This window comes from Duganella sp. CF402 (assembly GCF_900109645.1).
Classification (GTDB): domain Bacteria; phylum Pseudomonadota; class Gammaproteobacteria; order Burkholderiales; family Burkholderiaceae_D; genus Rugamonas.
In genome coordinates this window covers 363207-383470 of the sequence record NZ_FOBG01000004.1, presented here as the reverse complement: position 1 = coordinate 383470, position 20264 = coordinate 363207, and the positions used below count along the sequence as shown (strand labels likewise).

Sequence of the window (20264 nt, the reverse complement as noted above, 5' to 3'; positions counted from 1 at the left end):
CCCAATTGTGAAACTTTTATAACACAGTGTCAAATTGTTAATTTACATGGGGCTTGTTAGCAACATGTGTTCACGACTTGTAACGCGATTCAATCCGGCGGTCGGGCAGGAACCAGATCACCGCCACCAGCACATAGACGCCAAAGCCCAGCATTGGCCACCCGCAGGACACCGCCACGCCGATCAGGTACAGCAGCATGGAAATCTTGCCCTTGCGGTCGCTGCCGACGGCGGCCTTGAGCGCCTCGTTATGGGATTCCAGGCAGCGCACCAGCACCAGATAGGCAGCGCTGCACATGAACAGCACCAAGCCATAGCACGCCACCGGCACCGCCGAAAAATGGTTCTCCCCCATCCAGCCGGTGACAAACGGAATCAGCGACAGCCAGAACAGCAGATGCAGATTGCCCCATAGCGCGCCGCCGGTAATCTTCGACACTGGGTGCATCAAATGGTGATGGTTGTTCCAGTAGATTCCCACGTAGACGAAGCTGAGCACATAGCTAAGAAACACCGGCAACAACGGCGCCAGCGCTTCCAGACTATCGCCATGCGGCACCTTCAATTCCAGCACCATGATGGTGATGATGATCGCGATCACGCCATCGCTAAACGCTTCCAACCGGCCTTTGCCCATGTGTTCCACCCAGTGTTTGTTGAGACCTGCACTGTAAGCGATCTGGCAAAGCCACGGCCAGTGGATTTTGCAAACAGTACCGGATTCGCGCTACTCGCGGATTTCCGGTTCTACCAGCTGGGCCAGCAGGAGCAGGGATTCCTGCCAGCCGAGGTAGCAGGCTTCGGTTGGGATGACGGCGGGAATGCCTTCCTGTACCACCTTCATCTCGACGCCGCACAACACTTCGCGCAGGGTGATGGTGGTTTGCATCTGGCCCGGCAGGTTGGGATCGTCGAACTGCGCGCTGTAGCGCAGTTTCTGGCCCGGGACCAGTTCGAGATATTCGCCGCCGAAGGAATGGCTGCCGCCGGTGGTCAGGTTGGTGAACGACATGCGGTACTTGCCGCCCACCCTGGCGTCCATCTCGTGCACGGTGCCGAAGAAGCCGTGCGGCGGCAGCCACTTGGCCAGCGCATCAGGATGCAGGAAGGCGCGGTAGACCCGGTCTGCGGTCGACTTGAACACACGGTGCAGTTGTACGGTATTGGTCGTCATGATCGATTCCTTTAAAAAAGTCCGAGGACAGCCCTCTACAGCCTACGACGAAGCAAGGTAGCGCAAATCGACAATCATGGACAGATTATTTTTTTCGCAATACTATGCTTTGCACCGAAACCACACCGGAGCAGCCTTGATGCGGATTCTCGCCCCACTCTTGCTGTCTGTCGCCGTCACGGCGAATGCCGCCGACGCTCCCGCCCAAACGCCGGCGTCGGCCAACTTCCGTACTTGCGAAAAACCGGCGTGGCCGCGCGATACGCTCTACGACGGCCAGCCCGGTGTCGTCATCATCGGCTTCCTGGTCGGCGAGGACGGCAAGGTGATTGACACGGTGATCCGCTCGTCGAGCGGCGTGCCAGCGCTGGACCGGGCTTCCCTGGCCGCCATCAAACGTTGCCAGTTCATGCCCGCCACCGCCGGTGGCGTCCCCGTCAGCAGCTGGACCTCGGTGCGTTATAACTGGAGCCGCAGCTCCACCGACAATACGCTGGCCGACTTTGAAACTTACCGGGCCCAGGCCAAGACCGGCGATGCTGCCGCGCTTTACAAGCTGGCCCTGCTGTTCCGCGACGGTGTCGGCATCGAGAACGACATCGGGCGCTATGACAAACTACTGCGCTCATCCGCCGAGGCCGGCTATGCGGAGGCCGAATTCCAACTGTCCTTCAACCTGCGGTTCGGTAAATACGGCTCGCCCAAGGATGAACAGCAGGCTTTAGCATGGCAGCAAAAAGCCGCCGAACACGGCTCTGTCATCGCGCAGAATCTCATGGGCGACTTTCACCAATCGGTCAAAGGAAGCAGCGCCGACCAAGCCCTGGCCGCCGACTGGTATCGCAAAGCCGCCGAGCTAGGCAGCGTCGATGCGCAGTACAAGCTGGCTCAGATGCTTGAAACCGGGCGTGGCGTAGCGCAGAACATCGGCGAAGCCATTGCGTGGTATCGCAAGGCCGCCGATCGCGGTTACATTGCCGCTTGCGCCCATCTGGGTAATCTCTACCTGCAAGGCCAGGGCGTGGAGCGCGACCCGGTGCAAGCGCTGGCGTTGTTGAGCAAGGCCGCAGAGCAGCGCCAGCCCTCGGCTGAAATCACGCTGGCCAACCTCTACCTCAACGGCACCGGTGTGCCGCAAAGCGACGCCGAGGGCGTCAAATACCTGCGCCGCGCCGCCATTGCCAGCAATATCGCCGCCATGCGCCAACTAGCGCAAATGCTGGAACAAGGTAGTCACATGGCGGCCGATCCGAAGGAAGCAGCACTGTGGCAGGCCAAGGTGGCGCGCCTGGACAAGGTCGTCAGCGAGGCAGACGTCCCGCGCTTTGGCGACTGGTAGGCTACACTCTGGCCTGGCAATCAACACAGGAAGCACGCATGGAAAACTACGCGGAACTGCTGGACACGCTGGCCCAGCAGGAAAACGAATTGCAGTTCACCGCCTTCAACAGCGACACCGCGCTGGCGCTGGGCCTGAAGCTGGTCGAGCTGGCCAAGGCCGGTGGCAAGATCATCACCGCCAACATCACCGTCAACGGCAAAGTGCTGTTCCATCATGCCATGCAGGGCGCTTCGGCCGACCAGGCCGAGTGGATCCGCCGCAAGAACAACGTGGTGGCGCGCTTCGGCCGCTGCTCGTTCTACGTCGGCACCGACCACAAGCATCGCGGCGTGGTGTTTGAAGACATCAAGCACCTCGATCCGAAAGACTATGCCCCCTTCGGCGGCGCCTTCCCGGTCACCCTCAAGGACACCGGCATCATCGGCACCGTCACCGTCTCCGGCCTGCGCCAGGCCGAAGACCACGCGCTGGTGGTGGAAGCCTTGCGCGCCCTGCTGGGCTGAAACTGATTAGTAGTGCGGCGGGCGCTCGTGGGGGAGTTGGCCGCCGCTGTTGTTTTGCGCGGCGTTGCGCATGTGCTGTACCAGCGAGGCGCACAGTTGCTCCAGCTTGTCGATCTGCTGTTGCTGCTCATGGATGCGCTGGCTCAGCGAGTCCACCATGTCCTCGGCGTAGGCCAGCTTGATTTCGATGTCGACGAATCGGTCTTCAGTATTGCTCACGGTCTTGCTCCTGCCAGAAAGCAGGCATTGTACCGCCTCTACTTGAGGTAGACCCCGCCGCACACCACCATGTCGTCCTCCGGCACGCAATACATGGCCTTGGGCTCGATCTTGCCGCTGACCGGATTGGTGAATTTGTACTCCTGCCAGAACGGCTTGTTCTTCTTCGCCAGCTCGACCCGCTCCTTGACGAAGTACTTGCCGTCGACGTCCTTGATCTCCATCAGGTTCTTGCCGATCATCTTGGCGTTGGCGCCGTGTGCGCGCACCACGCCGTCGTTGCCGTACACCGTCAGGTACAGGTCGCGGTCGACAAACTGGCCGTCTTTCTTGCTGACCTCGGCATACAGCTTGTCCTTGCCATTGCCCTTCAGGTATTTGAGCGCCTTGGCCACCATCGCCTCGGCTTCGGGCTTGGTCACCAGGTCTTGCGCCTGCGCTGCCGGCAGCAGCGTCCAGGCCATCGAGGCCATCACGAGAGTTGCGAGAGTTTGCATGCGCATCATCACCTCCATCGTCATCGAGCCGGATCAGCCCAGGTCGATGCTAGCACATGACTAGGTTTTCGGTGTTGCCAACAGTTCCTTCATGCGTGCCAGCCGTTCCTTGGGCGTGAGCACTTCGGATTCCATCGGCGGCGCCGTGCCCTCGTCCAGCTTCATCTCCTTGATGAAGCGCGACGGATCGCAATGCACCTGCTCGCCCGCGCGCTTGCGCTTCTTGCACCAGGTGATGTGCAAGGTGCGCTGCGCGCGCGTGATGCCGACGTACATCAGGCGCCGCTCTTCCTGCACCCGCGCCGCGATCGATTCGGCCGGCGCGTCGGCATCGCCCTTGTGCGGCAGGATGCCTTCTTCGCAGCCGACCAGGAACACGTGCGGATACTCCAGCCCTTTCGAGGCGTGCAGGGTCGACATGCGCACCGCATCCGGATCCTCGTCCTGGCCTTCCAGCATGGACATCAGCGCCACCATCTGGGTCAGTTCCAGCACGTTCTTTTCCTCGCCGTCGCGGTCCTTGCCGCCGCGCCCGCGATCCTTCAGCCAGTTGACGAACTCCAGCACGTTCTGCCACTTGCTCTGGGCCGCGCGCTCGTCGAACATATCGTATAAAAAGTTTTCGTAGTTGATCGCTTCCAGCATGTCATCCAGCACCTGCGCGGCGTTGTCGCCGCTGCCCGAGGGGCCCGGACGGCTGGCGCGCGATTCGAGGTTGTTGATGAAGTTGCAGAAGTCGCGCAGCGGATTCAGCTGGCGGTCCGGCAGCAAGGCTTCGATGCCGCCCTTGAACACCGCCTCGAACAGCGAGCAGTTCCACTGCGCCGAGAAGGTGCCCAGCGTTTCCAGCGTCGACTGGCCGACGCCACGGCGCGGCGTGGTCACGGCGCGGATGAAGGCCGGATCGTCGTCGGTATTGGCCAGCAGGCGCAGGTAGCTGATGATGTCCTTGATCTCGGCCTTGTCGAAGAAGGACTGGCCGCCGGAGATGGTGTACGGAATGCGCTCCTTGCGCAGCGCCTGCTCGATGATGCGCGCCTGATGGTTGCCGCGATACAGGATCGCATAGTCCGACCACTTGTTCTTGCGCGTGAAATGGTCGACCGAGATCAGCATCGCCACCTGGTCGGCTTCCGCATCGTCGGTCGGCATCGAGGTGACCTGGATCGGCTCGCCGAGGCCGTGCTCCGACCACAGCGATTTCTCGAACAGCTTGGGATTGTTGCCGATCACCGCGTTGGCCGCCTGCAGGATGCGGGTGGTCGAGCGGTAGTTCTGCTCCAGCTTGATCACTTGCAGATCGGGGAAGTCGGTCTGCAGGGTTTTCAGGTTTTCCACCGAGGCGCCGCGCCAGGCGTAGATGGCCTGGTCGTCGTCGCCCACGGCGGTGAACATCGGCTTCTTGCCGATGCCGGTCACCAGCAGCTTGACCAGCTCGTACTGGCAGGTGTTGGTGTCCTGGTATTCGTCCATCAACAGGTAGCGCAGGCGGCGCTGCCACTTGTCGCGCACGTTCTCGTGGTCGCGGAACAATTCCACCGGCAGGCGGATCAAATCATCGAAGTCCACCGCCTGGTAGGCCGACAGCGTGGCCACGTAGCTGGCGTACACGCGCGCCGACTGCGCCTCGTCCTCGTCCTTGGCCTGGTTGAGCGCCTGCACCGGGTCGATCAGGCCGTTCTTCCACAGCGAAATGTCGGTCTGGATGCGCCGCACCACCTGTTTGTCGGTGGTGATGGCCATGTCCTGGACCAGCGCGCCGCAGTCGTCGGCATCCATGATGGAAAAGCGGTCTTTCAGGCCCAGTGCGTTGCACTCCTGGCGCAGGATTTTCACGCCCAGCGAGTGGAAGGTGGACACGGTCAGCTGCTTGGCCTGCTTCGGCTGCTTGAGCAGCTTGGCGATCCGCTCCTGCATTTCCAGCGCTGCCTTGTTGGTGAAGGTCAGCGCCGCGATGGTGCGCGGGTCGTAGCCCCGGTCCTCGATCAGGTGGGCGATTTTCTGCGTGATCACGCGGGTTTTGCCCGAGCCTGCGCCGGCCAGCACGAGGCATGGACCATCGAGGTAGGTGACGGCCTGGCTTTGCGGCAAATTGAGGCCGAATACTGGAACTTTGGTGGACATAGCCCCACATTGTAGCAGTCGCAGGCGCTGTTACTGACCTGCCGCATGAAGCGTTCGTGTCATTTGCGTTACCATGCGGGGATCGCAGGCGCCTTGCCTAACTTATATTGGTTGCAATCATGAAATTTGAACATTTAATCGAAGTCAACGACCCGCTCAATCCCCTGATTGACGCCCTGTCCGTGCAGCAAGTCTGGCGTGGCCTGGTGCTGCGCGCCGAGTCGCCCAAGCTGTTCGTGCCCCATCTGGACGAGAGCATCATTGATGAACGCAGCGACAACGGCTTCCGCCGCCGCCTGCGCTACGGCGAGCTGGTGGTGGAAGACCGCGTCGAGCTGGAGCCGATGCGCAGCGTGCGCTACCGCGTGGCGGCGCAGCAGGATATCGCCGAGTCCAGCCTGACCATGACCATCGAGCAGCCGACCGAGGACACGCTGTTCGTGCGCTTCCAGTACGAGGACAGCCACGACGCCGCCACCGACGAGGCCAACGCCATGTACGATGAATTCCGCCGCTCGGCCTACGTGGAGTCGGACATCGACACCATCGGCATGCTGCGCGAACTGGCGCAGCAGGGCCGCCTGGACGCGCTGCTCAATTAATCGGCGACGGCCGCCCGCCCCCACACCTGCGCCATGCGCAGCGGCGGGGCGTTCAGGGCCGCCACCTGCGCGTTGCTCAGCACCTCGCGGATGGCGTGCAGCTTGTGGCGGGTATCGCGCTGCAGGAACACCTCCAGCGGCGCGCCGCGCGGCCCGATCACCGATTCCACATGCGGCGTGGTCGATTGCAGGCCGCGCCGCGACACCACCCCCACCTCGCCGTTCAACATGCGCACATACGTGCCGATCGGGTAGATGCCCAGCTCCTTGATCACCAGCGACACCAGGTTGGTGTCCAGCGTGGTGCGCGCTTCCATCAGCATGTCGCGCAACGCGGCGTGCGCCGACAGGGTCGGGCGGTAGCTGCGCTCGGAAACGCGGGCGCAGTAGCGGTCGGCCAGCGCCACCAGCTTGGACAGCAAGGGAATCTGCGCCCCGACCTTGTTGCATGGGTAGCCGGTGCCATCCTCGTTTTCGTGATGGTGCAGCACGCAATGCAGCCAGGCCTCGTCGTTGACGCCGGCGGCGCGCAGCAATTGCACGCTGCGTTCCGGATGCGCCAGCTTGCGCGCATGGTCGGCCGCGTCCAGCACGGCGTTGCTGTCGTGCCAGCGCTGGTGGTGTTCCAGCATGCCGGTGTTCATGGTCAACGCCGCCAGCGTGACGGTCATGACATCGTTGCGCGAACGCTGGCGGGAACGCGCCAGCAGCACCGCCACGATGGCCGTGTTGACGCTGTGCCGCGCCGCATATGGCGCCTGCTGCTGGTTGTGCAGGATGCTGGCGGTGGCGATGTCCACGTTGAGGTCGATGGCCGCGTGCACCAGCAGGGCGATGTCGTCCAGCTTGCGGCGGAAGTCGGGCGGCGCCACGCCTTGCGACACCGCCTGCAACAGCGTGTGCAATTCAAGGTAGGCGGCATTCAGCTTGCGCAGTACCGACGGCGGATCGGCCAGCACCGAGGCCGGCTGGCCGTCTTCAAACATGCCGCGTTCAACCAGATACGCGATCTGGTTGGCGCTGGCGATCATATGTCCCTTGCGAATCAGCAAAGCGCCATTTTCACCGTAGACGTCCCACGGCAGCAGCATGCCCAACTTTAAATCGGCAGCTGTCACTTTGCGTATATTCATCCCACAAGCATACGGCTTTTCAAGTGGAAATGTGTGAGTTTTTTGTATCTTTGATTAAACAATAAGAATTCATGGCCCCGGCGTGCAATCGATGCAAGGACAGTCGTGCGCCGGCGGTTTTTGCAGCTGGTGGGCCAGGTCGCGCAGCGCGGTGCGCACGCCTTCTTCCACCACCGGATGGTAGAACGGCATGTCCAGCATGGCGTCCACCGTCAGCCCGGCTTGCACTGCCCAGGACAACAAATGGCCGATGTTTTCCGCACGCGGCCCGATCATCTCGGCGCCCAGGAAGCGGCCGCTGTGGTACTCGGCGTAGACCCGCAACATGCCTTTGTTTTGCAGCATCACCCGGCTGCGGCCCTGGTTCTCGAACGAGACCTTGCCGATGGCGAAGCAGCCCGCGTGCGTGACGCACAGCTCGCTGTAGCTGGCGCCCATCGTGGCGATCTGCGGTTCGGTGAAGGTGATGGCCAGCGGCGTGCGGCGCAAGCCCGGTTGCACCGCCGGGTAGCGCGCCGCGTTGTCGCCGGCGATGCGGCCGTGATCGGCGGCCTCCGGTAGTTGCGGGCGCTCGTCGTTGGCGTCGCCGGCGATGAAGATGGCGCTGCCGGTTCCAGCGTGATCCTTGCACTGCATCGTCTGTTTGTCATAAACAGGAATGCCGTGATGGTCACGCTGCAGGCTGGTATTTTCCAGCCCCAGCTTGTGCACGTTCGGACGGCGGCCGATGGCCGACAGCAGGTAGCTGAAATGCTCGGTGTGCTGGTCGCCGTTGGTGTCTTCGCTGGTGATGGCCAGGCCTTCGCCTTGCGGCTCGACCTTGACCAGGCGCGTTTTAAAGCGCACGTCCAGCTCATCGCTCATGGCGCGCTGCGCCACATCCAGCACCTCCGGGTCGGACAGCTGCGCCACGCTGCCGCCACGGCCGAAGATGGTCACGCGCACGCCGAGGCGATGCAGCGCCTGCCCCAGTTCCAGCCCGATCACGCCGGTGCCGGCCACGGCCACGGATTCCGGCAAGTCATCCCAGTAAAACACCTCGTCGCTGGTAATCACGCGCGGGCCGGCGGCGCGCCAGTCGTCCGGGACAATCGGCGTGGAACCGGTGGCGATCACGAAACGTTCGGCCTCGACCAGCGTGTGGTCATCGATTTGCAGCTGCGTCGGGCTCAGGAAGCGGGCGTGGCCGTGCAACTTGTCCTCGGCCGGATAGCCGTCCACGCTTTCCACCACAAAGCCGACAAACCGGTCGCGCTCGCTGCGCACACGCGCCATCACTGCCTTGCCGTCGATGCGCACCGCGCCCGCGTGCACGCCGAAGCCTGCGGCCGCCTGCAGCATGTGCGCCGCATCCGCCGCAGAAATGAGAAGCTTGCTGGGCATGCAGCCGACCCGCGCGCAGGTGGTGCCGTAGACATTGCCCTCGATGAGCAAGGTCCGTTTGCCGCCGGCTTTGGCGGCGCGATAGCCGGTCATGCCGGCCGTGCCTGCGCCGATCACGGCGACTTCAGTGCGTAGCGTTTTCATGGGGAAGTAGTCTACTCCGAACTGCCGAATACGTTTTACTTTGCAACAAAACGGTATTAGTATCACTTATCGTTTTCAAATTTTATAAGCTTGACTTATGGACAATCTGGATTACCGGGCCTTGGCCGTGCTGGATGCCGTGGTCAGCCAGGGTAGCTTCGAGAAGGCCGCCCTGTCGCTGGGCATCAGCCAGTCGGCCGTGTCCCAGCGCATCAAGGCGCTGGAGGATGCGGCCGGCCGCCTGCTGATCGTGCGCGGCCAGCCGGCCGTGCCGACCGGGCTGGGCCAGCGGCTGGTGTCCCATCACCGCAACGTCAAGCTGATGGAAGCGTCGCTGGATATTGATCTGGGCAACAAGATCAGCATGCCGGAGATTGCGCTGGCGGTCGATGCGGCCAGTCTTGCCACCTGGTTCCCGCTCGGCTTGCAGCCGCTGCTGTCGCCGCCGCGTTGCCAGTTGCATGTGCAGCAGGCCTCGACCGACATGGCTTTGCACTTGGTGCGCGAAGGCAGCGTGTTCGGTTGCGTGGCGGCCGGGCCGACGGAGGCGCAGGCCAACGGTCCGCAAGTGACGCCGCTGGGCCGCATGCGCTATGTGTGCGTGGCCACCAAGGCGTTTGCCTATCACTGGTTCGGCGATGGTTTTTTGGAGGAAGCGGTGCAGCTGGCGCCGGCCGTGGTCAGTGATCGTGACATGATGAGCGGCTTCCTGCAGCAGGTGCTGGGCTGGCGCGGCGCCTACCCACATCACACGCTGCCGCTGTCGGCAGCCGCCAGCGAGTGCGTGTTCGGCAGTCTGGCGTATGGACTGATGCCGCTGCAGCAGGTGTCGGCGGCGCTGGCCGAGGAGAAGCTGGTCGACCTGGCGCCCGATCATGTCGTCGATGTAGCGCTGAACTGGCATGCGTGGAATCTGGACACGCCGTTCACGCGCGCGCTGTCCGAGCAAATCATCGCAACGGCGCGGCGCAATTTGCTGCAGGATTAGATATCGAGCGGGTCGACTTCCAGCGACCACTTCACACGGCTCTTCATGTCACGCAGCGCGTGCATCCACTCTTTCAGGAAGGCCTGCAGCGCGGGACGTGACGGCGACTCCACCAGCAACTGCGCGCGGTCCACGTTGTGCACGCGCGTCATGGTCATCGGGATCGGATCGTTGATGGTGATGCCCGGATGCTCGACGCAATCGCGCGCCATGTTGAGGAATTCAATCGCCGTGGCCAGCTCGCGCGCCTCGGCGCGGAGCAGGGCCTGGAACAAATAGGGCGGCAAGGCAGCCTGCTCGCGCTCTTCCAGCAGCGCCGAGGCAAAGTGGTCATAGTCGTGATGCACCACCGCGCCGTACAGCGGATGCTGCGGATAGCGCGTCTGGATCAGCACCTCGCTCGGAATGCCCGCCCGTCCGGCGCGGCCGGCCACCTGCATCAGCTGCGCGAACAGGCGCTCGCTGGCGCGATAGTCCTGCGAGAACAGCGCCGTATCAGGATTCAGAATGCCAACCAGCGTCAGACGCTTGAAGTCATGCCCCTTGGCGACCATCTGCGTGCCGATCAGGATATCCACCTCGCCCCGGTGCACGGTGTCGAACGCCTCCTGCGCGCTGCCCTTCCTGCGGGTGGAGTCGGCGTCAATGCGCAACACGCGCGCTTCCGGGAACATGGCCTGCAAGCCTTCCTCCACGCGCTGCGTGCCGCGTCCCAGCGGTTGCAGGTCGACGTTGCCGCAGGTCGGGCAATGGCGCGGGATGCGCATCTCAAGGCTGCAATGGTGGCAGCGCAGCCGGTGCTCGGGGCGATGCAGCACCATGAACGAAGTGCAGCGCGTGCACTCGCTGATCCAGCCGCACGACTCGCAGCAAATCACCGGCGCATAACCGCGACGGTTGAGGAACAACAGCGACTGCTCGCCGCGTTCCATGCGCTGCTTGATGGCCGCGATCAGCTGCGCGGTCAGGCCGTCGGAAGGCTTGTCGCGCTCCATGTCGATCAGCTTCACGGTCGGCAGCACGGCGTTCTTCACCGCGCGCTCGCGCAGTTCCAGCTTGCGGTAGCGCCCCGATTGCGCGTGGTGCCAGCTTTCCAGCGACGGCGTGGCTGATCCCAGCACAATCGGAATCTGCAACTGCCACGCACGCCACACGGCCAGGTCGCGCGCCGAGTAGCGCAAGCCTTCCTGCTGCTTGTACGAAGGATCGTGCTCCTCGTCGATGACGATCAGCTTCAGGTGCGGCAACGACGACAAGATCGCCAGCCGCGTGCCCAGCACGATGCGCGCCTTGCCTTCGTGCGCCGCCAGCCAGTGCAGCATGCGCTCGCCTTCGGACAGGCTGCTGTGCAAGGTGGCCAGCATCACGCCGGGGAAGCGCGCGCGGATATTGCCTTCCAGCTGCGGCGTCAGATTAATCTCGGGCACCAGGATCAGGATCTGGCCGTCCGGCTCGCGCGCCAGCACCTGGGCGCAGGCTTGCAGGTAGACCTCGGTCTTGCCGCTGCCGGTCACGCCGTACAACAGCGAGGGCTTGAAGCCCTGGGCGCCGCCGATCGCATCCGCCGCCTCCTGCTGCGAGGCGTTCAGCACCGGCATATTGACCGGCGCCGGATCATGCGGCACTTCCAGCTTGGCCAGCTTCTTGATGGCGCGGTCCAGCGCCACCGTGGTCAGCACGCGCAGGTTCTTGGGCAGGCCGGGCAGCGCCACTTCGCCCAGCGGGCGCTGGTAGTAATCGGCGGCAAAGCCGGCCAGCGCCAGCCACTTGGCCGACAGCGGCGACAGCTGGCTGCGCACCGCCAGCGCATCTTTCAGCTTATCCGCCGGCACCTCGGTGGTGTCGGCAACGCCGACGATCAAACCGACCACCTCGCGCCGCGCAAAAGACACCAGCGCCAGCTGGCCGATTTGTGGCCGCTGGTCCGGTTCGCACGTCCAACGATAGTCAAAGACTGCGTTGAGCGGCGTATCGATCGCTATTTGCAGGTAGCAAGGGCGTGGATTATTCATGCTGCACCTTGCGAAAATCCCGATGCTGTATGTATCCACAGTTTCTGTGGATAACTTTGTGGACAATGGAAACTTAATGCCCGGAAAGCACCGACATGCTTGTGGATATCATCGTAAACCGGGCAAAAAATCAAAATTTTTTCTCTTTAAAATCAGCAACTTGGAAAATGCTTCATAGGAGAGCCCAAAACACCTTCGCTCGCCTCCAGCTGTGCATAAGTGAAGTATTTAGGATGCTTTTTTTGACGAAATCAAGCTCTTTTTAGGGCCTTATCCACCATATTGCGCAGCACAAGAACACCGAATTTTATACTTATGCGCAGACCAAGCTTTGTGCTTTGATAACTAGCTTGGCAAGCCTGCTATTTTTGCCTAAAAATCGTGCAACGCAACATAAAGCTCAGGCAAAACAGCAATATTATGGCTAAGTCACGGTTTACTAAGTCATTTTATTTTTTATCCACAGTTTTTGTGGATAACTTTGTGGAAAATGAAGAAATAAACTACATAAAGCTTACCCTTAAGGTTTACGCCTTGCTAAATGTTGCACTATGAACCATGAAATTAATCGTTAATAATCAATTACTTACAATACTCTCCGGGGCTAGCCAAAATCAGCTGCCTATTATTTCTACAGCAAAAATTTTTGTGCATAACTGGCTATGACTAGTCCGTTCGCACCAATGAAAAAGGGCACGCCCTGTACCGCAGCGTGCCCCATTAACGCTGGATCAGATCAGGCAGCGCGCTGCGCCTTGCTGTAGCTGTGAACGGCTTCCACCATCGCCGCCACGTTCTCCGGCGGGGTGAACTGCGAGATGCCGTGGCCGAGGTTGAACACATGGCCATTGCCTTTACCGAACGCATCCAGCACCTTGTGGACTTCGGCGGTGATTTGTTCCGGGCTGGCGAACAGGATGGCCGGGTCGAGGTTGCCTTGCAGGGCAACCTTGTCGCCCACCAGCGCGCGCGCCTTGGTCAGATTGGCAGTCCAGTCCAGCCCCAGCGCGTCGGCGCCGATGGCGGCGATTTCTTCCACCCAGTGACCACCGCCCTTGGTGAACACGATGGCAGGGATCTTCACGCCGTCTTTCTCGCGCTTCAGCAGAGACACCACTTGCTGCATGTATTTGAGCGAGAACTGCTGGTAAGCGCCGTCGGCCAGCGCGCCGCCCCACGAATCGAAAATCATCACGGCTTGCGCGCCGGCGTCGATCTGGGCGTTCAGGTAGTCGGCCACCGATTTGGCGTTGATCTCCAGGATGCGGTGCATCAGGTCCGGGCGGTTGTACAGCATCTTCTTGATGGTGTGGAACTCGCGCGAGCCTTCGCCTTCCACCATGTAGCAAGCCAGGGTCCACGGGCTGCCGGAGAAGCCGATCAGCGGCACGCGGCCATTCAGCTCGGTGCGGATCTGGGTGACGGCGTTGAACACGTAATCGAGCGAGCCAGCTTCCGGCGCACGCAGGGCCAGCACATCGGCCTCGGTTTTCAGCGGACGCTCGAATTTCGGGCCCTCACCTTCGACAAAGTGCAGGCCCAGGCCCATCGCGTCCGGCACCGTCAAGATGTCGGAGAACAGAATGGCGGCGTCCAGCGGGAAGCGGTCCAGCGGCTGGATCGTGACTTCGGTGGCGTAGTCCGGATTGGTAGCAAGGCCCATGAACGAGCCGGCCTTGGCGCGGGTGGCGCGGTATTCAGGCAGATACCTTCCAGCCTGGCGCATCAGCCACACAGGGGTGTAGTCGGTCGGCTGGCGCAACAACGCGCGCAGGAAGGTGTCGTTCTTGAGCGGAGCAAATTGTGGCATGGAAGGCAATATAAGACGTTCAAAGGAGCTATTATCGCATCCCGCGCGTCGGAAAATACCGAAGGGTATTGAGAATTATCAAAAGTGCGCGCCGCCTGTCCAAATGACAGAGCTGACCCTGAATTGCCGCTTTTTTTTTCGCTGGCCTTTCTCTATCATGCCTAGCACCGCGTAAAGACCCTTTCTGGAGCCGCCCTATGACCTACACTATTGCCCCTTTCGGCGCCTGGCCTTCGACCATCAGCGCCGCGCGCGTGGCGGCCGGGGCGACGCCGTTGTCGTCGCTGATGCTGGGCGGGGACGATGGCTGCGATATTTTCTGGCTGGCCGGCCGCGCGGCGGAGGCCGGGCGCAATACGCTGCTGCGCTATCACGGCGTGAATACCGAAGAGCTGACTCTGGCGCCGTTCAATGTGCGCTCGCGGGTGCACGAGTATGGCGGCGGGGCCTACGCAGTCGATGGCGAGACGGTGTATTTCACGCATTTCAAGGATAACTGTGTCTACCGCATGGTCGCCGGCGAGGCGCCGGTGCAGGTGACGCAGGCAGGCAAGCAGCGCTTTGCCGATTTCGCCGTGGATCGCGCACGCAATCGCCTGATCGCCGTCCGTGAGCTGCATGGCGACGACGAGCACGCGCAGCCAACCAACACGATTTGCGCGATCTCGCTCGACTCGGGCGCCGGGACGGTGCTGGTGCAAGGCGCGGACTTTTATTCGTCGCCGCGCTTGTCGCCGGATGGCCGCTCGCTGGCCTGGCTGAGCTGGGACCACCCGCGCATGCCGTGGCAGGGCACCACGCTCTGGCAGGCCGACTTTAACGACGATGGCACGCTCACTACGCCCGTCCGCATCGCCGGCGGCGCCGAGGAATCCATCTGCCAGCCCGAATGGTCGCCCGATAACCTGCTGCACTTCGTCTCCGACCGCAGCGGCTGGTGGAATCTGTACCGCCTGTGCCGCGACCGCCAGCGCACCGAAGGCCTGTGCCCGATGGAGGCCGAATTCGCCACTCCGCACTGGACCTTCGGTAACAGCATGTACGGCTTCCGCTCGGCCAGCGAAATCATCTGCACCTATATCGACAAGGGCGTGAGCCGCCTGGCGCGCCTGCTGCCGGGCAGCGGCAAGCTGGAATGCATCGCCAATCCGTACGAGGAAATCCGCGAACTGCGCGTGGCCAACGGCTACATCGCCATGCTGGCCGGCGGCCCCACCATCCCGCTGGAACTGGCACGCATCGATTTCACTGAAGAAGGCGTCGAAATCCTCGCGCAATCGATCGAAGACCTGCCGGACGAAGCCAACCTGTCTGTCCCCACCAGCATCAGCTACCCAAGCAGCAACGGCCGCACCGCGCACGCCTTCTACTACCCGCCGCGCAACAAGGACGTGCAAGCCCCCGATGGCAGCAAGCCGCCGGTGATCGTAATCGGCCACGGTGGCCCGACCGGCATGACGGTCAATACGCTCAACCTGAAAACCCAGTACTGGACCAGCCGTGGCTTCGGCGTGCTCGATGTGAATTATGGCGGCAGCACCGGCTTTGGCCGCGCCTACCGCGACCTGCTCAAAGGCCAGTGGGGCATCGTCGATGTGGAAGACTGCGTCAACGGCGCCAAGGCGTTGGCCGAGCGCGGCCTGGCCGACGCCGATCGCCTGATCATTCGCGGCAGCAGCGCCGGCGGCCTTACCACCCTGTGCGCGCTGACCTTCCACGATGTGTTCAAGGCCGGCGCCAGCTACTACGGCGTCTCCGACCTCAAAGGCCTGGACCAGGATTCGCATAAATTCGAGTCGCATTACAACGAATACCTGATCGCGCCGAAAGCGCAGGCCGACGCGGTCTACGCCCAGCGCTCGCCGATCAACCATACCGACAAGCTGTCGCGCCCCATGATTTTCTTCCAGGGCCTGGACGACAAGGTGGTGCCGCCGCAGCAATCGCAAATGATGGTCGACGCGTTGAAAAAGCGCGGCATCCCGGTCGAATACGTGGAACTGGAAGGCGAAGGCCACGGCTTCCGCAAAGCCGAAAACATCATCCGCACGCTGGAAGCGGAGCTGGACTTCTACCAAAACATCTTTAAGCTGAACCACGCATGACCGATCCCAAGCTGCTCGCTGAATTCGACGCGCTGCCCCACAACGAAAAAGCGATACTGGCGCTGCTCGCGCTGGTCGGCGAGCCTATGGGCCGTACCGCCATCCTCGATCACCTGCACCACGCGCGCATCGAATACAACGACGACGGCAAGCAGTACACGGTAGCGACGCTGGACGACGCCATGTCCAAGCTGGAGCGCCTCGCCTTCATCAGCGTGGTGACGGGACGCGGCTTTGTCTGCAATCCCAAGCTGCGCTGGCCGGCGATCCGCTCTGCCATCGGCACCCACGCGATGGAAGACCTGTGCGCCGCCTACGCCGAACTGGTGCCGATGCGCCAGACCTGGAACAGCATGGAGCCGCGCAGCTACCGCGCTGGCATGGCGCGCCTGCGCATGGGCCTCTTGCGCGGCCACGGCCCGCAGCAGATCCAGTCAGTGCTGGCGTTCTGCCTCGGCAGCTACGAGGCGGCGCAGCTGCATCCTATCGTCGATATCTTCGGCCGCCCGTTCGAACCGGGCATGATCGCGCTGGTCAGCCCTCTGCTGCAAGACGACGTGCTGGCGGTGCTGATGCACCACTCCGAGCAGGAGCCGCACACCACGCCGGTGCTGCGCGAGTACTGCGAGATGCACATGCAGCGCCGCCACGGCGACATCAACGGCGAACTGCGCATGGCGATGGCGGAAGACGCGCTGCTGTGCGGCCGTCTCGATGACGCCAAGCGCTATCTGGAACGCACGACCGGCGCGCAGAGCCAGTACCTGGCCAGCATTGTGGTGCTGCTGCGCGGCGCCGGCAGCGCCGCCATCGTCGGCTTCGATGTGGCGCTGAAAACCCTGCGCCGCGACACCGGCAAACGCAAGCAGCTGTTCACCGGCATGGGCGGCAATCTGTACCTGCTGTCGGCGCTGCGCAGCGGCGATCCGCGCCACCTGAAAGCAGCGGAAGCCTACCTCGAAATCGCCGTCAAGCTGCCGAAGAATCACGACAGCTCGGTGCACCAGATGATCGATCTGCTGCGCCAGATCCGCGCTGGCGTGATGCAGGTCGATACCGTGTCCGCGCTGCCGTGGGAACCAGGCCTGCAAACGCAGATGTTCCAGTTCCTGCTGTACTTCTGGCTCTCGCTGCCGCAACTGCAGGAGCGCAAGGAGCAGTTGCAGGATCTGGTGAAGAACGCCGAACGCGCCGGCTATCTGTTCATCGCCGGCCAGGCCGCCGCGCTGCTGGGCCAATTGGGCGACAGCGAAATGCAGATTCACGCGCAGGCACTGCGCTCGCGCCTCGGCTTCCCGGATATGACCACGTGGTTCGAGCGGCAGGAAGGCTGGCAGCGCCAGCTCACGGCCCTGATCAACCTGCAGCAGCCGGCAAGCGCTGACACGGCGGGCAGTACGCGCCTCGTGTGGCTGCTGACCTACGACAACCGCAACGGCCTGACCGATATCTCGCCGGTGGAGCAGAAGCGCGATGCGCGCGGCTTGTGGAGCAAGGGCCGCGCCGTCGGCCTGAAGCGCCTGCGCTTCGAGTCCGAGCAGTTCAACTTCCTCACGCCGCAGGATATCCGCGCGGCGGAAGCGATCACGGTGGCGCATCGCGGCTACCAGTCCACCGGCCTGACTTACGAAATCGATCCGCAGCGCGCCGCACCGGCGCTGGTCGGCCACCCGCTGCTGTTCTGGGCCGACCTGCCGGACATGCGCGTGGAGATGCTGTCCGGCGAGCCGGAGCTGCTGGTCAAGCGCAGCCCCGGCAATCTCGAACTGCGTCTGCAGCCGCCGATTCCGGACGATAGCTCCTCGGTGGTCATCACCAAGGAAACGCCGACCCGCCTGCGTGTGGTGAACATCCTTGAAGAACACCGCAAGATCGCCGCCATCGTTGGCGATGCGCTCAACGTGCCGTCGCACGCCGAGCAGCAGGTGCTGTCGGCCATCAGCGCCATCTCGTCGATGGTGACGGTGCAATCGGATATCGGCGGCGCCGCGCCGGACATGGAGCAGATGGAAGCCGACACGCGCCTGCATCTGCACCTGCTGCCCTACCAGCACGGCCTGAAGATGCAGATCCTGGTGCGCCCGCTGGTCAACGGCGCCTACTACAAGCCGGGCGACGGCGCCGACAGCGTGATCGCCGATATCGGCGGCAAGCCGGTGCAGGCGCGCCGTAAACTGATCGACGAACGCGATGCGGAGCGCGACCTGATCGCCAAGTGCCCGGTGCTGGAACAGGCGGAGCAGGATCACGGCGAATGGCTGCTGGGCCAACCGGCCCTGTGCCTGCAATTGCTGGTGGAGTTGCAGGAGCTGGACCCGGCCAGCATCGTCATCGCGTGGCCGGAAGGCGAGAGCTTCCGCGTCACCAACAAGGTAGAGACCAAGCAGCTGCGCCTCGCCATCAAGAGCAACAAGGACTGGTTTGCCGCCAGCGGCGAACTGCAAGTCGACGAGGGCAAGGTGATCGACCTGCGCACCCTGCTCGAAATGATGGAGAAGAGCCACGGCCGCTTCGTGGAGCTGGGCGAGAACCGCTACATGGCGCTGACCGATGAACTGTACCGCCGCCTGCAAGAGGTGCAAGCCTATGGGGAAATCACCGCCGACGGCATCCGTCTGCATCCGCTGGCCTCCTTCGCGCTGGAAGAACTGGCCGACGATATCGGCGGCCTCAAATCGGACAAGCTGTGGAAAGAGCACCTGTCCCGCATGCGTGAGCAGGAAGCCTTCACGCCTGAATTGCCAAGCACTCTGCAAGCGGAACTGCGCGATTATCAGGTGGAAGGCTACAACTGGCTGTCGCGTCTTGCACATTGGGGCGTGGGCGCTTGCCTGGCCGACGACATGGGCCTCGGCAAAACGCTGCAAGCGCTGGCGCTGATGCTGTCGCGCGCACCGAAAGGCCCGACGCTGGTGATCGCGCCAACCTCGGTCTGCATGAACTGGATGAGCGAAGCCGCGCGCTTTGCACCGACGCTCGACATGCAGTTGTTTGGCGGCGGCGACCGCGCCGCGATGCTGGGCAACCTGCACGCCTACGATGTGGTGGTGACCAGCTACGGCCTGCTGCAACTGGAGTCGGAGCTGTTCGCCAAGGTGCAGTGGAATACCATCGTGCTGGATGAAGCGCAGGCGATCAAGAACGCCGCCACCAAGCGCTCGGCCGCCGTGATGGCGCTGAAAGGCGAGTTCCGCATCGCCGTCACCGGCACGCCGCTGGAAAACCACCTCGGCGAGTTGTGGAACCTGTTCCGCTTCATCAATCCGGGCCTGCTGGGCAGCATCGAGCAATTCAACCTGCGCTTCGCCGCGCCGATTGAAAAGCCGCAGGACCACCGCGCCGAACTCGGTGCGCGCAAACGCTTGCGCCGCTTGATTCATCCATTCATCCTGCGCCGCACCAAGTCGCAGGTGCTGACCGAGCTGCCGTCGCGCACCGAGATCACGCTGGAAGTAGATTTGTCGGCCGACGAAACGGCGTTGTACGAGTCGCTGCGCCGCGCCGCGCTGGAAAACCTCGAAAAGGTCGAAGGCCCGGCAGAGAAGAAATCGATCCAGATCCTGGCCGAGATCATGAAGCTGCGCCGCGCCTGCTGCAATCCAAACCTGATTGCGCCGGAACTCAAGCTGGCCAGCAGCAAGCTGTCGGCCTTCGCGCACCTGCTGGAAAACCTGTTGGACAACAAGCACAAGGTGCTGGTGTTCAGCCAGTTCGTCGATCACCTGTCGCTGATCCGCGAACATCTGGACGCGCAAGGCATCAGCTACCAATACCTCGACGGCGCCACCCCGATGGCCGCCCGCAAGCAGCGCGTCGATGCGTTCCAGGCCGGCGAGGGCGATGTGTTCCTGATCTCGCTGAAGGCGGGCGGGGTCGGTATCAACCTCACCGCCGCCGACTACGTGATCCACATGGACCCGTGGTGGAATCCGGCGGTGGAAGACCAGGCCTCGGACCGTGCCCACCGCATGGGCCAGCTGCGGCCGGTGACCATCTACCGCCTCGTTGCGCGCCACACCATCGAGGAAGGCATCGTCGACCTGCACCAGCACAAGCGCGACCTGGCCGACAGCCTGCTGGAAGGCAGCGATGTCAGCGGCCGCATGTCGGCCAGTGAAATGTTGGCGATGCTGCAAGAAGGATTAAAAAAGTAAAACCAGAATAATTCGGCTTGTATCGAACAGCCTCAAGCGGCCAGATTAGTGATAATCTCCTCCGCTTCAGACAC

15 protein-coding genes are annotated in these 20264 nt (G+C 62.6%); 6 read left to right on the top strand and 9 right to left on the bottom strand.

The genetic code is table 11. From position 1 onward, the window contains the following. Positions 1-70: 70 nt before the first annotated feature. Positions 71-637, bottom strand: coding sequence for a TMEM175 family protein (locus BMZ70_RS26130; RefSeq protein WP_092281041.1), 567 nt, complete (start codon positions 635-637; stop codon positions 71-73). Between the two features lie 90 nt (positions 638-727). After that, entirely contained in the window at positions 728-1174 is a 447-nt protein-coding gene (locus BMZ70_RS26125) for an SRPBCC family protein (RefSeq protein WP_092281039.1), read from the bottom strand. Between the two features lie 139 nt (positions 1175-1313). Here BMZ70_RS26125 and BMZ70_RS26120 point away from each other — a divergent pair, with 139 nt between their 5' ends. Further along, positions 1314-2513 carry a TonB family protein gene (locus BMZ70_RS26120; protein WP_165403571.1) on the top strand — a complete coding sequence of 400 codons (1200 nt, stop codon included), beginning with the start codon at positions 1314-1316 and terminating at the stop codon, positions 2511-2513. A gap of 38 nt (positions 2514-2551) precedes the next feature. Then, a complete protein-coding gene (locus BMZ70_RS26115; RefSeq protein WP_092281035.1) occupies positions 2552-3019 on the top strand; it encodes a heme-degrading domain-containing protein in 468 nt (155 codons plus the stop codon). Positions 3020-3025: 6 nt separating this feature from the next. Here the strand turns inward: BMZ70_RS26115 and BMZ70_RS26110 are convergent, their stop codons facing one another. Genes BMZ70_RS26110 through BMZ70_RS26100 form a run of 3 tightly spaced genes read right to left on the bottom strand, consistent with a single transcriptional unit; the run spans position 3026 to position 5859 of the window. Further along, entirely contained in the window at positions 3026-3238 is a 213-nt protein-coding gene (locus BMZ70_RS26110) for a SlyX family protein (RefSeq protein WP_092281033.1), read from the bottom strand. A gap of 38 nt (positions 3239-3276) precedes the next feature. Beyond that, complete coding sequence (locus BMZ70_RS26105) at positions 3277-3735, bottom strand: cache domain-containing protein (RefSeq protein ID WP_229205598.1); 459 nt, start codon at positions 3733-3735, stop codon at positions 3277-3279. 60 nt (positions 3736-3795) lie between these two features. Next, on the bottom strand, positions 3796-5859 hold the full coding sequence (locus BMZ70_RS26100; protein WP_092281031.1) for a UvrD-helicase domain-containing protein: 2064 nt from the start codon (positions 5857-5859) through the stop codon (positions 3796-3798). A gap of 119 nt (positions 5860-5978) precedes the next feature. Here BMZ70_RS26100 and BMZ70_RS26095 point away from each other — a divergent pair, with 119 nt between their 5' ends. Continuing rightward, complete coding sequence (locus BMZ70_RS26095) at positions 5979-6461, top strand: SRPBCC family protein (protein WP_092281029.1); 483 nt, start codon at positions 5979-5981, stop codon at positions 6459-6461. Here the strand turns inward: BMZ70_RS26095 and BMZ70_RS26090 are convergent. Continuing rightward, positions 6458-7594 carry an HD-GYP domain-containing protein gene (locus tag BMZ70_RS26090; RefSeq protein ID WP_229205597.1) on the bottom strand — a complete coding sequence of 379 codons (1137 nt, stop codon included), beginning with the start codon at positions 7592-7594 and terminating at the stop codon, positions 6458-6460. The two genes, BMZ70_RS26095 and BMZ70_RS26090, sit on opposite strands and share 4 nt — an antisense overlap. A 69-nt stretch (positions 7595-7663) precedes the next feature. Then, positions 7664-9121 (bottom strand): dihydrolipoyl dehydrogenase, encoded by a 1458-nt coding sequence (locus tag BMZ70_RS26085; protein ID WP_092281027.1) that lies wholly within the window; start codon positions 9119-9121, stop codon positions 7664-7666. Positions 9122-9218: 97 nt separating this feature from the next. Between BMZ70_RS26085 and BMZ70_RS26080 the strand changes: the two genes are divergently transcribed. After that, on the top strand, positions 9219-10109 hold the full coding sequence (locus BMZ70_RS26080) for an ArgP/LysG family DNA-binding transcriptional regulator (protein WP_092281025.1): 891 nt from the start codon (positions 9219-9221) through the stop codon (positions 10107-10109). Here the strand turns inward: BMZ70_RS26080 and BMZ70_RS26075 are convergent. Continuing rightward, positions 10106-12121, bottom strand: coding sequence for a primosomal protein N' (locus BMZ70_RS26075; protein WP_092281023.1), 2016 nt, complete (start codon positions 12119-12121; stop codon positions 10106-10108). The genes BMZ70_RS26080 and BMZ70_RS26075 overlap by 4 nt on opposite strands. A gap of 736 nt (positions 12122-12857) precedes the next feature. Continuing rightward, entirely contained in the window at positions 12858-13931 is a 1074-nt protein-coding gene (gene hemE / locus BMZ70_RS26070; protein WP_092281021.1) for a uroporphyrinogen decarboxylase, read from the bottom strand. Positions 13932-14128: 197 nt separating this feature from the next. Here hemE and BMZ70_RS26065 point away from each other — a divergent pair, with 197 nt between their 5' ends. After that, entirely contained in the window at positions 14129-16036 is a 1908-nt protein-coding gene (locus BMZ70_RS26065) for a S9 family peptidase (RefSeq protein WP_092281019.1), read from the top strand. Beyond that, positions 16033-20190 carry a DEAD/DEAH box helicase gene (locus BMZ70_RS26060; RefSeq protein WP_092281017.1) on the top strand — a complete coding sequence of 1386 codons (4158 nt, stop codon included), beginning with the start codon at positions 16033-16035 and terminating at the stop codon, positions 20188-20190. The genes BMZ70_RS26065 and BMZ70_RS26060 overlap by 4 nt, the downstream gene beginning before the upstream one ends. Positions 20191-20264 lie beyond the last annotated feature (74 nt).